Raw genomic sequence first — 18,046 nt, forward strand, 5'->3', positions numbered from 1 at the left:
TGTTTAGTTTTGAGAGATCATTCTGATCTTTCTTATATGTAAGATACAAAACATAGGAGTATAAATGCTTGTAGCATTTGCACGTCCTGTGCTTTATGTTCCTTGAAAACTAGATAACGATAACAATTCAAGTAATTCACTGAGTTTAAACGCTTAGTTTAGTGATTCTCTTAATAATGATTAAAATGACATTTATAATGTCAAAGGTTAAGTTGTTAAGGGCGCACGGTGGATGCCTTGGCACTAGGAGCCGATGAAGGACGGTACTAACACCGATATGCTTCGGGGAGCTGTAAGTAAGCTTTGATCCGGAGATTTCCGAATGGGGGAACCCACTGCTCGTAATGGAGTAGTATTTTCACCTGAATACATAGGGTGATAAAGGCAGACCCGGGGAACTGAAACATCTAAGTACCCGGAGGAAGAGAAAGCAAACGCGATTTCCCAAGTAGCGGCGAGCGAAACGGAATTAGCCCAAACCAAGAGGCTTGCCTCTTGGGGTTGTAGGACACTCTATACGGAGTTACAAAGGAACGGAGTAAATGAAGAGGTCTGGAAAGGCCCGTCAAAGAAGGTAACAACCCTGTAGTTGAAACTTCGTTCCCTCCAGAGTGGATCCTGAGTACGGCGGGACACGTGAAATCCCGTCGGAAGCAGGGAGGACCATCTCCCAAGGCTAAATACTCCCTAGTGACCGATAGTGAACCAGTACCGTGAGGGAAAGGTGAAAAGCACCCCGGAAGGGGAGTGAAAGAGATCCTGAAACCGTGTGCCTACAAGTAGTCAAAGCCCGTTAATGGGTAATGGCGTGCCTTTTGTAGAATGAACCGGCGAGTTACGATCCCGTGCAAGGTTAAGTTGATGAGACGGAGCCGCAGCGAAAGCGAGTCTGAATAGGGCGAAAGAGTACGTGGTCGTAGACCCGAAACCAGGTGATCTACCCATGTCCAGGGTGAAGTTCAGGTAACACTGAATGGAGGCCCGAACCCACGCACGTTGAAAAGTGCGGGGATGAGGTGTGGGTAGCGGAGAAATTCCAATCGAACTTGGAGATAGCTGGTTCTCTCCGAAATAGCTTTAGGGCTAGCCTTGAAATTGAGAGTCTTGGAGGTAGAGCACTGATTGGACTAGGGGCCCCCATCGGGTTACCGAATTCAGTCAAACTCCGAATGCCAAAGACTTATGTTCAGGAGTCAGACTGCGAGTGATAAGATCCGTAGTCAAGAGGGAAACAGCCCAGACCACCAGCTAAGGTCCCAAAGTATACGTTAAGTGGAAAAGGATGTGGAGTTGCTTAGACAACCAGGATGTTGGCTTAGAAGCAGCCACCATTTAAAGAGTGCGTAATAGCTCACTGGTCGAGTGACTCTGCGCCGAAAATGTACCGGGGCTAAACGTATCACCGAAGCTGTGGATTGTTCTTACGAACAATGGTAGGAGAGCGTTCTAAGGGCTGTGAAGCTAGACCGGAAGGACTAGTGGAGCGCTTAGAAGTGAGAATGCCGGTATGAGTAGCGAAAGAGGGGTGAGAATCCCCTCCACCGAATGCCTAAGGTTTCCTGAGGAAGGCTCGTCCGCTCAGGGTTAGTCGGGACCTAAGCCGAGGCCGAAAGGCGTAGGCGATGGACAACAGGTTGAAATTCCTGTACCACCTCCTCACCATTTGAGCAATGGGGGGACGCAGAAGGATAGGGTAAGCGCGCTGTTGGATTAGCGCGTCCAAGCAGTTAGGCTGATAACGAGGCAAATCCCGTTGTCGTAAAGGCTGAGCTGTGATGGCGAGGGAAATATAGTACCGAAGTTCCTGATTCCACACTGCCAAGAAAAGCCTCTAGCGAGGTGAGAGGTGCCCGTACCGCAAACCGACACAGGTAGGCGAGGAGAGAATCCTAAGGTGAGCGAGAGAACTCTCGTTAAGGAACTCGGCAAAATGACCCCGTAACTTCGGGAGAAGGGGTGCTTTTTCAGGGCTTGCCCTGCGAAAAGCCGCAGTGAATAGGCCCAGGCGACTGTTTAGCAAAAACACAGGTCTCTGCGAAGCCGCAAGGCGAAGTATAGGGGCTGACGCCTGCCCGGTGCTGGAAGGTTAAGGGGAGAGGTTAGCGCAAGCGAAGCTTTGAACCGAAGCCCCAGTAAACGGCGGCCGTAACTATAACGGTCCTAAGGTAGCGAAATTCCTTGTCGGGTAAGTTCCGACCCGCACGAAAGGCGTAACGATCTGGGCACTGTCTCAACGAGAGACTCGGTGAAATTATAGTACCTGTGAAGATGCAGGTTACCCGCGACAGGACGGAAAGACCCCGTGGAGCTTTACTGTAGCCTGATATTGAATTTTGGTACAGCTTGTACAGGATAGGTAGGAGCCTGAGAAGCCGGAGCGCTAGCTTCGGTGGAGGCGTCGGTGGGATACTACCCTGGCTGTATTGAAATTCTAACCCGCAGCCCTTATCGGGCTGGGAGACAGTGTCAGGTGGGCAGTTTGACTGGGGCGGTCGCCTCCTAAAATGTAACGGAGGCGCCCAAAGGTTCCCTCAGAATGGTTGGAAATCATTCGTAGAGTGTAAAGGCACAAGGGAGCTTGACTGCGAGACCTACAAGTCGAGCAGGGACGAAAGTCGGGCTTAGTGATCCGGTGGTTCCGCATGGAAGGGCCATCGCTCAACGGATAAAAGCTACCCCGGGGATAACAGGCTTATCTCCCCCAAGAGTCCACATCGACGGGGAGGTTTGGCACCTCGATGTCGGCTCATCGCATCCTGGGGCTGTAGTCGGTCCCAAGGGTTGGGCTGTTCGCCCATTAAAGCGGTACGCGAGCTGGGTTCAGAACGTCGTGAGACAGTTCGGTCCCTATCCGTCGTGGGCGTAGGAAATTTGAGAGGAGCTGTCCTTAGTACGAGAGGACCGGGATGGACGCACCGCTGGTGTACCAGTTGTCTTGCCAAAGGCATAGCTGGGTAGCTATGTGCGGAAGGGATAAGTGCTGAAAGCATCTAAGCATGAAGCCCCCCTCAAGATGAGATTTCCCATAGCGTAAGCTAGTAAGATCCCTGAAAGATGATCAGGTTGATAGGTCAGAGGTGGAAGCGCGGTGACGTGTGGAGCTGACTGATACTAATCGATCGAGGACTTAACCAAATTTATGCGTTAAAACAAAGTGAATGAATTGTGAATCGTTATCTAGTTTTGAAGGAATATAAAAGTACAAAAAACACTTGAAATATTCATGATAAATAGTATAATAATTCTTGTCGCAATTGTCTGGTGATGATGGCGAAGAGGTCACACCCGTTCCCATGCCGAACACGGAAGTTAAGCTCTTCAGCGCCGATGGTAGTTAGGGGTTTCCCCTTGTGAGAGTAGGACGTCGCCAGGCTATATAATATTCCGCAGTAGCTCAGTGGTAGAGCTATCGGCTGTTAACCGATCGGTCGTAGGTTCGAGTCCTACCTGCGGAGCCATTGCTTCCATAGCTCAGTTGGTAGAGCACTTCCATGGTAAGGAAGAGGTCACCGGTTCGAGCCCGGTTGGAAGCTTAGAAAAAGTATTATCATATTGGCCCGTTGGTCAAGCGGTTAAGACACCGCCCTTTCACGGCGGTAACACGGGTTCGAATCCCGTACGGGTCACCATTTACATCTTTAATATGGAGGATTAGCTCAGCTGGGAGAGCATCTGCCTTACAAGCAGAGGGTCGGCGGTTCGATCCCGTCATCCTCCACCATTTATTTGCCGGTGTAGCTCAATTGGTAGAGCAACTGACTTGTAATCAGTAGGTTGGGGGTTCAAGTCCTCTCGCCGGCACTGTTTCACATATATGGAGGGGTAGCGAAGTGGCTAAACGCGGCGGACTGTAAATCCGCTCCTTAGGGTTCGGCAGTTCGAATCTGCCCCCCTCCACCATTTAAATAGTAATATTCAATAAACGAATGAAAATGGGATCCATTTCATAATTTGTTTATTTTTGTTCTTCTTTAAAGGTTGGTTGTGAATATTTTCACTTTATATTGTTCATACTAATTTTTACATAATCGTTTTGATGGATAATAAATATTCTCTTGAAAATCATTGGGCTATAGCCAAGCGGTAAGGCAACGGACTTTGACTCCGTCATTCGTTGGTTCGAATCCAGCTAGCCCAGCCAATTTTAGAGCCATTAGCTCAGTCGGTAGAGCACGTTCGAATAAGCTGCGTAGCGAAACATCAGCGCACAAATCGAGTCGCTCCTTGAATAGTCCTTCTGAGATTTGGGCGCCATACTAAGAGTGTTTTGTAACTAAGAGCCATTAGCTCAGTCGGTAGAGCATCTGACTTTTAATCAGAGGGTCGAAGGTTCGAGTCCTTCATGGCTCATCATTTGCGGAAGTAGTTCAGTGGTAGAACACCACCTTGCCAAGGTGGGGGTCGCGGGTTCGAATCCCGTCTTCCGCTCCATAGGCAGCACGGGGCCTTAGCTCAGCTGGGAGAGCGCCTGCTTTGCACGCAGGAGGTCAGCGGTTCGATCCCGCTAGGCTCCATAATACAAAAAACCATAAACGAAAGTTTATGGTTTTTTTTGTATTTAGAACATTGACTGATATACGATACATATTTCTGTTTCAGTAAGTAATCCTACTTAGGGTTATGATTTTTAGGTGGTTATTGAAAATGTAAACTGATTTCTATTTATCATTAATATAAGATTGAAATTTTACCCCCTAAATCCACCAAAATTTGTTAAAATAATTTTATGTGAAAAAAATGAAACCTGAAGAAATCTTATACGTATATAAAGAGACCCGCAAGTGCGGAGGTATGTTAAATGGAAACGATTGTAAAAACTAGGATAAAGCAAGTTAAAAAAGGCGATCAAAATGCATTTGCTGAGATAGTTGATTTGTATAAAGATAAAATCTATCAGTTATGTTATCGAATGCTTGGAAATGCCCATGAAGCAGAAGATACTGCACAGGAAGCTTTTATACGTGCATATGTAAACATTCATACATATGATATGAATAAAAAGTTTTCTACATGGCTTTATCGAATCGCTACAAATCTTTCGATTGATCGAATTCGAAAAAAGAAACCAGATTATTTTTTAGATGCAGAAATAGCTGGAACTGAAGGTCTAACAATGTATTCCCAAGTCGCTGCAGATGTAGCATTACCTGAGGAAGAGCTTGAAACAATTGAACTCCAGCAAACGATTCAAAAGGAAATATTAAAGCTCCCTGATAAGTATCGATCGGTGATTGTCTTAAAGTATATAGATGAGCTATCATTGAAAGAAATTAGTGAAATACTAGACATACCAATAGGTACCGTAAAAACACGAATTCACAGAGGGAGAGAGGCCCTTAGAAAACAATTAAGGCATTTATAAAGAGGTGATACGATGAGCTGTTCTTCGGAATTTGTTCAGCTTTTGCATAAATATATGGATCATGAAGTAACTAGTGAGGAAGAAAAGAAGATAAAAGAACATCTACAAACTTGTAAGGAGTGTTATCAGCATTTTCACGAACTAGAAAAGACTGTAGCACTTGTAAAGAGCACATCTCATATTGAGGCTCCAATAGATTTTACAAAAGCAGTCATGGATAAACTTCCAAAGGAAAAACGAACTGTTTCATGGAAGAGATGGTTTAAAGGTCACCCATTATTAGCAGCAGCATCTATGTTTGTCTTACTTATGACAGGTAGTCTCTTTTCTGCATGGAATGAGGATCAGGATTTTAGCGTTTCGAAACAATCTAATTTGGTTGTGGAGAACAGTAAGGTTACTGTTCCTAAGGGAGAGGTAGTAAAAGGGGATGTTACTGTTAAAAATGGAGAATTAATAATCGAAGGTACGATCCAAGGAGATGTCACAGTCATTAATGGTGATAATTATCTTGCGCAAGCTGGTCAGGTAACAGGAGAGATCGAGGAAGTTGACGAGTTGTTTGAATGGTTATGGTACCATATAAAATCTATTTCTGAAGATGTTGTAGGTGTTTTTAGTTAAACTAAGGGTCATCGAAACGGTGACCTTTTTACATTTTAATAGGAAATGATATAATATGATAGTTATCAAACAACTATATTAAATATGGAGATGGGGTTAAAACTTCACTAAATTGATAAAAACCATCCTATTCTAAAAAATAGGCGAATCTGGTTAATGTGAATGATATGGAGTTTGCTTCTTTTAGGCGCCAAATTGAAGTGGATATTATTGAACGTATCTCCTTCATTTTCCATTGGTGGCGTTAAAACTCCAAAACCTTTTTTGGTAAAATAAGAGTGAAACTCATGGAGGACGAGTGAATGGGATATGAGGATATACCAATATTACATTACCTCGGCATAGCTGTTGATATTCTCCTTGTTTGGTACGTGATTTACAAATTAATTATGGTAGCAAGGGGAACAAAGGCTGTCCAGCTATTAAAAGGAATTACAGTGATAATTGTTGTACGCATGTTGAGTCAATACTTAGGTTTAAGTACATTACAGTGGTTAATGGATCAAGCCTTAACATGGGGATTTTTAGCCATTATTATCATTTTCCAGCCAGAGCTGCGAAGAGCATTGGAACAGCTAGGTAGAGGACGAATATTTACTCGAGGTGGTGTACCTGGAGAAGATGATTCGGATATAACTGTTGAAGCAATTATTAAGGCAACAGAATATATGGCTAAGCGACGTATTGGCGCATTAATGTCGATTGAAAAAGAAACAGGGATGAGCGATTACATAGAAACTGGGATACCTTTAAATTCAATGATTTCTTCGGAATTATTGATTAATATCTTTATTCCTAACACACCTCTTCATGATGGGGCAGTGATTATACATAAGAATATCATTGCAGCAGCAGGTTGTTATCTACCGCTTTCGGAAAGTCCGTTTATTTCAAAGGAGCTTGGTACAAGGCACCGGGCTGCTTTAGGGATTAGTGAGGTAACGGATAGTTTAACCATTATTGTTTCTGAAGAGACAGGCAGTATCTCTGCTGCGCGTAACAGTGAACTACATCGGGATCTATCTCAAGATGAATTAAGAGAGATTTTGCAAACTGAGTTAAATCATAGTCCAAAAGCTGTTTCCTCAAACCGTTGGCAATGGAGGGGAAAGAAAAATGGATAAGTTGATAGATAATCGTTGGGTAATGAGGATTATTGCTCTGTTTTTAGCGTTAATGTTATATGCAACCGTTAATATTGATTCAGGCTCACCTGTTAATCAACCAACAACGCCATTAGCTCAATCACCTACCTCAGACCAGGCAACTGTAACAGATGTACCAGTTGTTACATACTTTGATCAGGAAAACCTAGTTGTTACAGGTGTCCCTGAATCAGTAAATGTGACCTTAGAGGGTTCAAGGATTTCATTAACAAAGGCAAGGCAACTTAGAGATTTCGAAGTTTATGCAGACTTAACAAAATTATCAATTGGAACACATGAAGTAAGACTTAAATATAAAAATCTATCTGAAGACTTAAAAGCGAGTATAAGCCCCTCAGTCATTACAGTTACACTTGAAGAAAAGATTTCTAAAGATTTTACAGTTGAAGTCGATTATCTTAATGAGAATAAGCTTGAGGTAGGTTACACACCTGATCAGCCGATTGTAACGCCAAATTTGATTAAAGTAACAGCTTCTAAAGAAGTAATCGATCAAATAGAGAGTGTGAAAGCACAAGTAAATCTCGAAACTGCAGAAGAAACGATTAATAAGGAATCACGGATTACAATCTATGATCGTGATGGAAATATACTTCCGGTTGAGGTTGAGCCTTCTGTTGTTGATGTAACAGTTCCTATAAAAAGTCCAAGTAAAGTCTTGCCTTTTAAAATAATTAGGGAAGGTGAGCTAGAAAAAGGCTTAAGTATATCTAGCATTGAATCAGATCTAAAGGAAATTACTGTTTTTGGTCCATTAGATGTTTTAGAAAAACTAGAATTTATTGATGGAGTTAAGGTTGATCTAAGTAAAATCAAAGAGGATACTGTACTAGAAGTTGATGTGCCTAAACCTGAAGGGATTAATAAAGTAAATCCAGAAAAGCTTGAAATTAAGGTTGATGTAGAAAAGCAAGAAGAAAAATCTTTTACTAATAAGTCGGTAAAAACAGTTGGTTTATCTGAAGGGAAAATTGTAGAGATCATAAGCCCTGAGTCTGGAACACTTGATGTGAAAATTAACGGGGCACCTTCAGTCATAAAAGATATAAAATCATCAGATATAGAATTATATATAAACTTAGCTGACCTTAGTGATGGTGAGCATGAGGTAGATGTAGAAGTAAATGGCCCGCAAGATATAACATGGTCATTGCAACAGGATAAAGTAAAAGTGAAAATTTCGTCGGCCTCATAAGGCAGAGGATTAAATAAAGGAGCGAAACCAATGGGAAAGTATTTTGGTACAGACGGAGTACGTGGAGTTGCTAATAGTGAATTAACACCTGAATTAGCCTTTAAAATTGGCCGGTTCGGTGGATATGTATTAACAAAAGATAAAGAAAGACCAAAAGTTTTAATCGGGAGAGACACTCGCATTTCAGGTCATATGTTAGAGGGAGCTCTTGTAGCAGGTCTTCTATCTATTGGAGCTGAAGTAATGCGTTTAGGCGTAATCTCTACACCTGGTGTAGCTTATTTAACAAAGGTTCTTGGTGCGCAAGCGGGTGTTATGATCTCTGCATCACATAATCCTGTTCAAGATAATGGAATTAAGTATTTTGGTCCTGATGGTTTTAAGCTGTCTGATGAACAAGAACTTGAAATTGAACGTTTAATGGACCAAGAAGAGGATACATTACCTAGACCTGTTGGTGAACATTTAGGACAAGTTAATGATTATTTTGAAGGCGGTCAAAAATATCTTCAATTTTTGAAACAAACTGTTGATGAGGACTTTACTGGCATCCATGTTGCTTTAGATTGTGCACACGGTGCTACTTCTTCACTAGCTACACATCTGTTTGCGGATTTAGATGCTGATGTTTCGACAATGGGTACATCTCCAAATGGATTAAATATAAATGATGGAGTTGGTTCAACACATCCAGAAGCAATGGCAGCATTTCTAAAAGAAAAGGGAGCAGATATCGGGCTAGCATTTGATGGTGATGGTGATCGCCTTATTGCGGTTGATGAAAATGGTCAAATCGTTGATGGTGACCAAATTATGTATATCTGTGCGAAATTCTTAAACAGTGAAGGCAGATTAAAGAAAAATACTGTTGTATCAACAGTAATGAGTAATCTTGGCTTTTACAAAGGGCTTGAAGAGCATGAAATTAAAAGTATCCCAACAGCAGTTGGAGATCGCTATGTTGTAGAGGAAATGAAGAAAAATGATTATAATCTTGGTGGAGAACAATCCGGTCATATTATCTTCCTTGATTACAATACAACTGGTGACGGATTACTAACTGGATTACAACTAGTAAACATCATGAAACTTACTGGAAAAAAATTATCAGAGCTTGCTGGTGAAATGAGAAAATATCCTCAATTGCTTATTAATGTAAAGGTTACAGATAAATATAAAGTAACCGAAAATGAAAAAGTAAAAGAAATCATTTCAACGGTAGAACAAGAAATGAACGGTAACGGACGTATTTTAGTTCGTCCGTCAGGAACAGAACCATTGGTTCGGGTAATGGCCGAAGCTCCAACAGAAGAACAATGCCGTGAATATGTTGAAAGAATTGTCGCAGTAGTAAAGCAAGAAATGGGTATTGAATAAGCAAAAAGGCGGGGAAACCCGCCTTTTTACATATAGGAAAAAAATCCTGCAATATATGTGATAAATGACGCCCTACTTTCATTCCATTTGTTCACATAAATGCAACAAATGACATAAAATAGATGATAACCATTCATGAGGATGGGAAAAATTGATTGACGCTTTATTTTGGTATGTTGTATGATTAAATTTGTATTTTTACTAATACTAGAAAGGAGCATAGTCAAAGGTAATAAAACTGTTTTATTCAAAGCGCCTGAACTAAGTGGACGAAAAAAGCTTAGTTGACGAGGATGGAGGTTATCGAATTTTCGGCGGATGCCTCCCGGTTGATTGGTTACAACCGTAAGTTTTTCCTTAAAACAAAGAGGTAACTTTTTGTACAAAGGGAAAATCATAGCCTTCCAAAAAGAAAACATGTGTGAGGGGACAGTGAATGTCTCCGAAAATTAAATTGACTTCCTGTCCCTAGTAACACACTATGGGAGGAAAACATTATGTGCGGAATCGTAGGTTATATTGGACAAAAAGATGCTAAGGAAATTTTACTTAAAGGATTAGAAAAGTTAGAATATCGTGGGTATGACTCTGCTGGTATTGCAACAATGAATAATGATGGAGTTCATATTTTTAAAGAAAAAGGTCGTATCGCTGAGCTTCGTGAAAGTGTTGATGAAAAAGTTGAAGCCATGACAGGTATTGGTCATACAAGATGGGCAACTCACGGCATACCAAGTCGAATCAATGCTCATCCACACCAAAGTACAACTAGCAGATTTACACTTGTGCATAACGGTGTTATTGAAAATTACGCTATTTTAAAACGTGAATATTTGCATAATGTTCAATTGATAAGTGATACAGATACAGAAGTAATCGTTCAAGTAATTGAAAAATTTGTAGCGGAAGGATTAGAGGTTGAGGAAGCGTTCCGTCAAACGTTATCAATCTTAAAAGGCTCATATGCAATTGCACTATTAGATGAGCAAAATCCTGATATGATTTATGTAGCAAAAAACAAAAGCCCACTTCTTGTTGGTTTAGGTGATGGCAGCTTCAATGTTGTTGCATCAGATGCAATGGCAATGCTCCAAGTAACGGACCAATACGTTGAAATTATGGACAAAGAAATGGTTTTTGTTGAACGTGAATCTGTTACAATTAAAGATTTACAAGGAAACGTAATTAATCGTGCACCTTACAAAGCTGAAATCGATGCTAGTGATATTGAAAAGGGCACATATCCTCACTACATGTTGAAAGAAATCGATGAGCAACCTCTAGTAATGAGAAAAATCATTGATAAATACCGTAATGCAGTCGGCGGACTAACAGTTGATGCAGATATTGTTAATGCAGTAAATGCTGCTGATAGAATCTATATCATTGCAGCAGGAACAAGCTATCACGCTGGCTTAATTGGAAAACAATTTATTGAAAACTGGGCAAAGATCCCTGTAGAAGTTCACATCGCAAGTGAATTCTCATACAATATGCCATTGCTTTCTGAAAATCCATTATTTATCTTTATTTCACAAAGTGGTGAAACAGCAGATAGTCGATCCGTTCTTGTGCAAATTAAAGAGCTTGGACATAAAGCATTGACGATTACGAATGTACAAGGTTCTACATTGTCCCGTGAAGCAGACTATACGCTTCTATTACATGCAGGTCCTGAAATTGCCGTTGCTTCGACAAAAGCATATACAGCACAACTAGCGGTATTATCGATTCTTGCAGCTGTTGCAGCTCATGGTAAAGGACTTTCTTTAGAATTTGATTTAACAAAAGAACTAGGAATCGTAGCAAATGCAATGGAAGTTCTTTGTGATCAAAAAGAAGAAATGGAAGCTATTGCTAAAGAGTATTTTTCTACTACTCGTAATGCATTCTTCATTGGCCGTTCTGTTGATTACTATGTAGGACTTGAAGGCGCACTTAAGCTAAAAGAAATCTCTTATATCCAAGCAGAAGGTTTTGCGGGTGGAGAGCTTAAACATGGTACGATTGCATTAATCGAAAATGGTACACCGATTATTGCATTAGCTACACAAGAACATGTAAACTTAAGCATTCGTGGAAATGTAAAAGAGGTTGTAGCACGTGGGGCTAATCCATGTATTATCTCGATGAAAGGTCTTGAAGAAGAAGACGATCGTTTTGTTCTTCCAAGCATTCATGAACAGCTTGCACCGCTTGCAGCAGTTATTCCATTACAATTGATCTCTTACTATGCAGCTTTACACCGTGGTTGTGATGTTGATAAACCACGTAATCTTGCGAAGAGTGTTACGGTCGAGTAAGGAAGCTTTAAATAATAAATGATCGCTGTAATGTAAGTGATTATGACTATGATATCAAATAAACCCTTGATACAGTTTTGCTGTATCAAGGGTTTTTGTTTTAACAGGCTTAAATAGCTTCACTTGTAATACAATCTTTATTCTAGAATTACTAATTAAAGCAAAATAAAAAAGGAACTCCAGCAATTAAATAGAATCTTAAGAAGAGTCTTATTAAAAACATGATTAATAGGAGGAACAGGAATGTCCGATAACAAGCCAAAGAATAGTTTGATTACGAAAGTTGAAGGTCGAGAACTAATCATTGAGAGGATTATTGATGCTCCGCGAGATCTTGTATTTAAGGCATTTTCGGTTTCTAAGAATTTAGAGAGCTGGTGGGGACCTAAGGGATGGCAAACCGAAAATTACAAATTTGAGTTTGAGCCTAATGGCGTATGGCATTATTGTATGAGGTGTAATGATAGGAGCCAAGGAGATTTTTATGGGCAGGAATCTTGGGGGAAAGCTGTGTACCATGAAATAATTGTACCAGAGAAGATTGTCTATACTGATACGTTTTCTGATAAGGAAGGGAATGCTGTCGATGGTATGCCAGAGATACTAGTTACGATCATGTTCGTTGAATACGAAGGTAAGACGAAACTCGTTACGCGTTCTCAATTCATATCAATTGATACTCTTCAACAAGTAATGGATATGGGGGTTGTTGAGGGATTCGCCTCACAATTAGAGAGCCTTGATGACTATTTAAAAGAGCTTCCGTAGTAATGTATCAAGTCTTTAATGCGAAATTGTTTTAGTAAGTATGAAAACATTAATATAAATATTTGAAAGAGTGGAGAACGGGAACACACCTAATTAAGCATCGTTAGGCGTGTTTTTTTATGTTTAGTCGTTTGATGAAGATACTCTCATTTTTCTATAGGAATTACTAAACGTATAAGGAAACAAATTCTATACGTGTATGATGAAATTGTATGCCTCAGCCGGAAGCTTACAGGCATTTAGGAAGGAAAAAGCAAGAGTCGGCAAGAATAATAGAAGTAGAATGTGACAGTTAATTAAGCCATTGATTGTGGAATATATTTTATTACGATTAAATTAAACGCAACGTCTGTGGAAACTGTTGAAAAAATTAAAGAGGAATGATAATCGTATATGAAAAATCAAATTGAATTACTTTATCAGCAATTATTAACTGCATGGAATCATCAGGATGCTCATGGAATGGCAAAGCTATTTACAGAGAAGGGTGTCCAAATTGGCTATGATGGAAGTGAAGTGATTGGCAGTGTAGAGATCTTTTCTCACCTAAATCCGATATTTGAAGATCATCCTACTGCGCAATTTGTAAGCAAAGTGAAAGAGGTACGTTATCTTAGTTCTGAGGTAGCAATTTTACGAGCAATTGCAGGCATGGTGCCACCAGGAAAGTCAGACATTAACCCGCAAGTAAACACACATCATACTATAGTTGCCATAAAAGACGGAGGAAATTGGAGTATTGAGCTTTTTCAAAATACACCAGCTCAGTTTCATGGAAGACCTGAATTAGTTGAGCAAATGACTGAGGAATTAAGAGAGTTGCTCAAGTGATAGTTCAATATCACAACATCACTAATAGAATGATGTTGTGACAAGTTACTTAGTTTTTAATTAAAGGCCAAGCATTTTGCAGGAGTTCATTAAACATTTGAATATTAGGCTCTTCTGACCTTACTTTCAAATTTATAGAAGAGGTAATAATAGGCTCATTCACTTTTTGTAGGATGGTAATTGATTGGTCATTTAGTTCATTCTTAATCACATTTTCACCTAAGATGGCATAACCAATACCGTTAAGGACCGCACGTTTTATTGTTTCATCACTACCGCCGCATACAATGGTTGATACAGGTTGACAATTCATTTTTTTGAAATGCTGTTCGATAATATTACTAAAACTACAATCATCATTATAGGAAATAAATGGAAAACGACTTAAAATATCTTGTATACTATTACCTTTACTAATTTCTGATGAAGCGACTAAGAGGGTCTGTTCTTCCTCTAAAAAATTTTTTCTTAAATTGATATCACCGCATTCACTTGCAATAATTGCAATATCAGCAACATGATCTTTAACACTTTGAATGGCATGTACACTGTTAAGAGGCAGAAGATTTAACCGCACATTTGGATACATTTCCTTGTACGTTTTTAAGATAGCGGTAAGATGTCTTGTACAGTAGTATTCAGAAGCAGCTATTGTCAGATTCCCAGCTGGTCCACGCAATTCCTCCATATCTTTTTCAATTTCCTCAACGAGTACAAATAAGTTGTCTACATGGGATTTCAGTTTTCTACCGGCAGCTGTCAGAAATGTCTTTTTCCCAACTCTAGTAAAGAGAGTATGATTCAGCTCTTTCTCTAAAGATTGTATTTGTAATGTGATTGTTGGTTGAGTATATTTTAATTGTTTTGCGGCTTTCGTGATATTTAATTCTTCTGCTACAACTTTGAACGTTTTCAGATATCTAAGTTCCATTCTATCGCCTCTTTGTTGTTTGCTTTAAACACATATTAAAACTACCTCTTAACACCTTTATTACTAATATTATAGAATAATGATTTCATTACTACTAGAAGTTAATTGGTATGTGTGAATGGCTGATCATAAAAAGAAAGAGGGGGAGGGGGAAATTACGAATCATGATGGATCATCTAAACAAGTTGATCCATAATTTTTTTTAATACTAAATCTGAATTGATATATATAAATATCCACTTATTCTTAAATTTCTTTATATGGATATTCTCTCTTTGATTTGAGGTCTCTCATAACGATTAAACAAAAGCCACTTAATACTGAAGTTCCAACTCCAGGACATTCATTTGGACTATTCTATCCAAGTTTGAAGATAAGTTGATACCATACGTGTCTTTTCTTAATTTATCACTTCTTGTATAACCTATGTGATCCCTAGCTTATTCATTTTCATGTAAGATAGTTTACTATTAAATTTCTTAATGATTGACGTTTGACGAAAGGTGAGAATTGTGGAAAAATCAACTTCAATGTTTTAAATTTTCAGATAAAAAGGGGATGTGATTATGATTGAATGGAAGACACTAAATGATGAAGGCCTTTTAGCACCAACAATGGCTAAAGACTTTCCAAATCTACCAGTTGTAAAATCTGACGGTTTATTTTATTTTGGAGTTGATGGCAGAAAGTATTTAGATTTTACATCAGGGATTGCGACAGAAAATACAGGTCATAGACATCCAAAAGTTGTAGCAGCAATAAAAGAACAAGTTGATCACTTACTCCATGGACCTATCGGTATTATAAATTATGAATCTATTTTGCAATTAGCCAAAAAAATGAAAGCGGTTTTACCTGATTCGTTAGATTGCTTTTTCTTTGGTAACAGCGGGGCTGAAGCGATTGAAGGGGCGGTAAAGCTTGCAAGACATGTGACGAAAAGACCTTATGTCATCTCTTTTTTAGGGGGATTTCATGGACGAACGATGGGGGCACTGAGTCTTACTACTTCTAAAAGTAAGTATAGAAGATGTTTACCTGTCGGGGCAAATATGTCGTATCAATTGCCATATGCAAATCCAGCTGAGACACCTAAAGGGATGAACCCAGAAGTGTACTGGTCTGAACAGGTTGAAAATGAATTTGAAAAATTGTTTAATCATCAAGTAGCATCGGAAGAAGTGGCTGCAGTCATTTTAGAACCTGTACTTGGTGAAGGTGGATATGTCATACCCCCACAAGCATGGTTACAGAAAATCAGAGACATTTGCGATCATCACCAAATATTATTGATTTTTGATGAAGTTCAAACAGGTTTTGGACGAACTGGAGACTGGTTTGCTGCAAATCGATTTGGTGTGACACCGGATATTATGGCAATCGCAAAGGGGATTGCTAGTGGTTTACCACTTAGTGCGACTGTGGCTTCAAAAGAATTGATGGAGCTGTGGACAATTGGCAGCCACAGTACAACATTTGGCGGAAATCCTGTGGCATGTGCTGCGGCATGTGCAACGATTGATGTTTTAACGGATGAAGGTCTAGTTGAAAATGCAAGGGTTTTAGGTGACTATGCATTAGATAAATTAGTAGATCTAAAAGAAAAACACTCTGTCATTGGCTCGGTACGAGGGATTGGATTAATGTTAGGTATCGAAATTATAGATCCTTTAACAGGTGAACCAAATGGAGAAGGATTAATGAAAATTTTACAGAAGAGCCTTGAAAAAGGGGTGATATTTTATTTAAGTGGTAATAAAGGCGAGGTTATTAGAATGATGCCGCCATTAACGATCGATCAAGAACATTTAGATCTAGGGATATCGCTGCTTGATGAAGCGATAACGGAATATGAATTAGAATTTGGCATTGGAGGTATAAGATGAACATACTTGATACGGCTGTACTTATCCTTTATTTTGGTGTGCTGATTGTTGTTGGTGTGATTGGTATTAATAAGGCAAAATCAGAAAAAGATTTTTTACTAGCTGGAAGTCGTTTAGGCTACTTTTCCCATGTAGGGTGTTTAGCGGCTGTTATTATCGGTGGTGCTGCTACAATGGGTTCAACAACTTTAGGTTATGATTTCGGTATTTCTGGTTTTTGGTTTGTAACAATGATGGGTTTAGGTATTGCCGCATTAGGTTTATTCATTGTAAATAAAATTAGTGGTTATGATGTCTTCACGATTAGCCAGTTACTTGGAAAGCGTTTTGGCGAAGGAACTTCGCTTATTAGTGCGATTGTTACGGCAATTTATACTCTCATGATCGTTGTTACACAAGTAATTGGTATGGGTAGCGTCATCCACGTTTTATTAGGTTGGTCTGTTATACCATCTATGCTTATAGGCGGAGGGATTGTCCTCTTTTATACGATTTTAGGCGGAATGTGGAGTATTACATTAACTGATATTATTCAATTTGCCGTTATGACTATAGGTGTATTCTTTATCATGTTTCCTTATAGCGTAAGTAGTGTAGGTGGATTGACTACTTTGTTTAATAGTGTCCCAGAAAATCATCTTTCTTTAACTAATATTGGTTGGGAGCGGATTTTTCAGTATTTTCTATTATACTTCTTTGGTTTAATTGTTTCCCAAGACATATGGCAGCGTGTATTTACTGCCAAAAACCAAAAAGTGATGAAAAGTAGTGCGGTATCAGCTGGTATATACAGTGTATTTTATGCTTTGGCTTTAAGTATTGTGGGCATGTGTGCCTTAGTAGTGCTGCCAGATTTAAGTGAATCACAATCAGCATTTACAAGTTTAGCATTAGAAATCTTACCTCCAGGTATGTTAGGGCTAGTATTAGCAAGTGTTTGTTCTGCATTAATGTCAAATGCTTCAGGAGCATTATTTGCATCTGCAACGTTAATCACGAATGATATTATAAAAGTTTACTTTAAGAAGGATATGAAGGATAAAGAGGTCATCAGCACTTCTCGTATTGTAACTCTTGGATTAGGTGTGTTATCTATTATTTTCTCAGTATGGATTCAAAACATTCTCGTTGCATTAGATATGGCCTACGCTATTTTATCAGGAGCTATTTTCGTGCCTCTAGTGCTTGGCTTGTTTTGGAAGCGTGTCACGAGTACAGCTGCTTTCTCTGCAATTATTGCCAGTTCTATTGTTATATTAATTACCTTTATCATTTATGGAGTAACATCTACTCTGCCAATCATTTACGGAATTATCACGGGAGTTATCTTCATAGTAGGTGTAACATTAGTAAATACAAACAAACATAAGAAGATTGATAGTGATGTTGAGTTTAGTAGTAGTAAAAGAGCATAAACTTCGTTATTTCTTTCCCTAAAAAATGAACGTAAGTGTTTAAAAAATGAGCTGGAACCCAAATGTTTCAGCTCATTTTAGCATGTGGAAAAGCGGATCAAACAGGTCACCAAAAGAAGTGTTGATGCCCAACATAAATAACAGGTATATGTTGTGATCGTCAGAATAAATTTTTAATATTCGAAATT

The 18,046-nt window shown here is 39.3% G+C and carries 11 protein-coding genes, 10 tRNA genes and 2 rRNA genes; 22 read left to right on the forward strand and 1 reads right to left on the reverse strand.

Annotated elements, in window-relative coordinates; genetic code table 11:
• Positions 1-205 precede the first annotated feature (205 nt).
• From GMB29_RS00960 to GMB29_RS01055, 20 genes are all read left to right on the forward strand, one after another.
• Positions 206-3,135, forward strand: a 23S ribosomal RNA gene (locus GMB29_RS00960).
• 122 nt (positions 3,136-3,257) lie between these two features.
• Positions 3,258-3,373, forward strand: a 5S ribosomal RNA gene (gene rrf / locus GMB29_RS00965).
• A 10-nt stretch (positions 3,374-3,383) separates the two neighbouring features.
• Positions 3,384-3,458, forward strand: a tRNA-Asn gene (locus GMB29_RS00970).
• Positions 3,459-3,460: 2 nt separating this feature from the next.
• Positions 3,461-3,533 (forward strand) — tRNA-Thr (locus GMB29_RS00975).
• Between the two features lie 21 nt (positions 3,534-3,554).
• Positions 3,555-3,629 (forward strand) — tRNA-Glu (locus tag GMB29_RS00980).
• 16 nt (positions 3,630-3,645) lie between these two features.
• Positions 3,646-3,721, forward strand: a tRNA-Val gene (locus GMB29_RS00985).
• Positions 3,722-3,728: 7 nt separating this feature from the next.
• A tRNA-Thr gene (locus GMB29_RS00990) sits at positions 3,729-3,801 on the forward strand.
• A gap of 15 nt (positions 3,802-3,816) precedes the next feature.
• Positions 3,817-3,900: transfer RNA gene (locus GMB29_RS00995), tRNA-Tyr, on the forward strand.
• Between the two features lie 166 nt (positions 3,901-4,066).
• Positions 4,067-4,141: transfer RNA gene (locus tag GMB29_RS01000), tRNA-Gln, on the forward strand.
• A gap of 136 nt (positions 4,142-4,277) precedes the next feature.
• Positions 4,278-4,350, forward strand: a tRNA-Lys gene (locus GMB29_RS01005).
• 6 nt (positions 4,351-4,356) lie between these two features.
• Positions 4,357-4,431 (forward strand) — tRNA-Gly (locus GMB29_RS01010).
• Between the two features lie 10 nt (positions 4,432-4,441).
• Positions 4,442-4,514, forward strand: a tRNA-Ala gene (locus tag GMB29_RS01015).
• 284 nt (positions 4,515-4,798) lie between these two features.
• Complete coding sequence (gene sigW, locus GMB29_RS01020; protein ID WP_136358519.1) at positions 4,799-5,362, forward strand: RNA polymerase sigma factor SigW; 564 nt, start codon at positions 4,799-4,801, stop codon at positions 5,360-5,362.
• A 12-nt stretch (positions 5,363-5,374) separates the two neighbouring features.
• Positions 5,375-5,986, forward strand: a complete 612-nt coding sequence (locus GMB29_RS01025; protein WP_136358517.1) for an anti-sigma factor family protein — start codon at positions 5,375-5,377, stop codon at positions 5,984-5,986.
• Between the two features lie 302 nt (positions 5,987-6,288).
• On the forward strand, positions 6,289-7,110 hold the full coding sequence (gene cdaA / locus GMB29_RS01030; protein WP_136358515.1) for a diadenylate cyclase CdaA: 822 nt from the start codon (positions 6,289-6,291) through the stop codon (positions 7,108-7,110).
• Positions 7,103-8,347, forward strand: coding sequence for a CdaR family protein (locus GMB29_RS01035; protein WP_136358513.1), 1,245 nt, complete (start codon positions 7,103-7,105; stop codon positions 8,345-8,347). Before cdaA ends, GMB29_RS01035 begins: the two co-directional genes overlap by 8 nt.
• Before the next feature lie 30 nt (positions 8,348-8,377).
• Entirely contained in the window at positions 8,378-9,724 is a 1,347-nt protein-coding gene (gene glmM / locus GMB29_RS01040) for a phosphoglucosamine mutase (protein WP_136358511.1), read from the forward strand.
• Between the two features lie 497 nt (positions 9,725-10,221).
• Positions 10,222-12,027, forward strand: a complete 1,806-nt coding sequence (glmS, locus tag GMB29_RS01045; RefSeq protein WP_136358509.1) for a glutamine--fructose-6-phosphate transaminase (isomerizing) — start codon at positions 10,222-10,224, stop codon at positions 12,025-12,027.
• A gap of 243 nt (positions 12,028-12,270) precedes the next feature.
• Positions 12,271-12,795, forward strand: coding sequence for an SRPBCC family protein (locus GMB29_RS01050; protein ID WP_136358507.1), 525 nt, complete (start codon positions 12,271-12,273; stop codon positions 12,793-12,795).
• A gap of 393 nt (positions 12,796-13,188) precedes the next feature.
• On the forward strand, positions 13,189-13,626 hold the full coding sequence (locus GMB29_RS01055; RefSeq protein WP_136358505.1) for an SgcJ/EcaC family oxidoreductase: 438 nt from the start codon (positions 13,189-13,191) through the stop codon (positions 13,624-13,626).
• A gap of 49 nt (positions 13,627-13,675) precedes the next feature.
• Here GMB29_RS01055 and GMB29_RS01060 read toward each other — a convergent pair whose 3' ends face one another.
• Entirely contained in the window at positions 13,676-14,557 is an 882-nt protein-coding gene (locus GMB29_RS01060) for a LysR family transcriptional regulator (RefSeq protein ID WP_136358503.1), read from the reverse strand.
• Between the two features lie 566 nt (positions 14,558-15,123).
• Between GMB29_RS01060 and GMB29_RS01065 the strand changes: the two genes are divergently transcribed.
• Together GMB29_RS01065 and GMB29_RS01070 are read left to right on the forward strand one after the other, a co-directional pair.
• Positions 15,124-16,443, forward strand: a complete 1,320-nt coding sequence (locus GMB29_RS01065) for an aspartate aminotransferase family protein (RefSeq protein ID WP_136358501.1) — start codon at positions 15,124-15,126, stop codon at positions 16,441-16,443.
• Positions 16,440-17,858 carry a sodium:solute symporter family protein gene (locus tag GMB29_RS01070; protein WP_136358499.1) on the forward strand — a complete coding sequence of 473 codons (1,419 nt, stop codon included), beginning with the start codon at positions 16,440-16,442 and terminating at the stop codon, positions 17,856-17,858. Before GMB29_RS01065 ends, GMB29_RS01070 begins: the two co-directional genes overlap by 4 nt.
• Positions 17,859-18,046 lie beyond the last annotated feature (188 nt).

The organism is Metabacillus sediminilitoris (assembly GCF_009720625.1).
Lineage (GTDB): Bacteria > Bacillota > Bacilli > Bacillales > Bacillaceae > Metabacillus > Metabacillus sediminilitoris.

Bases quoted from the DNA above. Each gene is read 5' to 3' on its own strand.
- GMB29_RS01050 (WP_136358507.1), top strand. From the start codon at position 12,271: ATGTCCGATAACAAGCCAAAGAATAGTTTGATTACGAAAGTTGAAGGT.
- glmS (WP_136358509.1), top strand. From the start codon at position 10,222: ATGTGCGGAATCGTAGGTTATATTGGACAAAAAGATGCTAAGGAAATT.
- GMB29_RS01060 (WP_136358503.1), bottom strand. From the start codon at position 14,557: ATGGAACTTAGATATCTGAAAACGTTCAAAGTTGTAGCAGAAGAATTA.
- GMB29_RS01025 (WP_136358517.1), top strand. From the start codon at position 5,375: ATGAGCTGTTCTTCGGAATTTGTTCAGCTTTTGCATAAATATATGGAT.
- glmM (WP_136358511.1), top strand. From the start codon at position 8,378: ATGGGAAAGTATTTTGGTACAGACGGAGTACGTGGAGTTGCTAATAGT.
- sigW (WP_136358519.1), top strand. From the start codon at position 4,799: ATGGAAACGATTGTAAAAACTAGGATAAAGCAAGTTAAAAAAGGCGAT.
- GMB29_RS01065 (WP_136358501.1), top strand. From the start codon at position 15,124: ATGATTGAATGGAAGACACTAAATGATGAAGGCCTTTTAGCACCAACA.
- cdaA (WP_136358515.1), top strand. From the start codon at position 6,289: ATGGGATATGAGGATATACCAATATTACATTACCTCGGCATAGCTGTT.
- GMB29_RS01055 (WP_136358505.1), top strand. From the start codon at position 13,189: ATGAAAAATCAAATTGAATTACTTTATCAGCAATTATTAACTGCATGG.
- GMB29_RS01035 (WP_136358513.1), top strand. From the start codon at position 7,103: ATGGATAAGTTGATAGATAATCGTTGGGTAATGAGGATTATTGCTCTG.
- GMB29_RS01070 (WP_136358499.1), top strand. From the start codon at position 16,440: ATGAACATACTTGATACGGCTGTACTTATCCTTTATTTTGGTGTGCTG.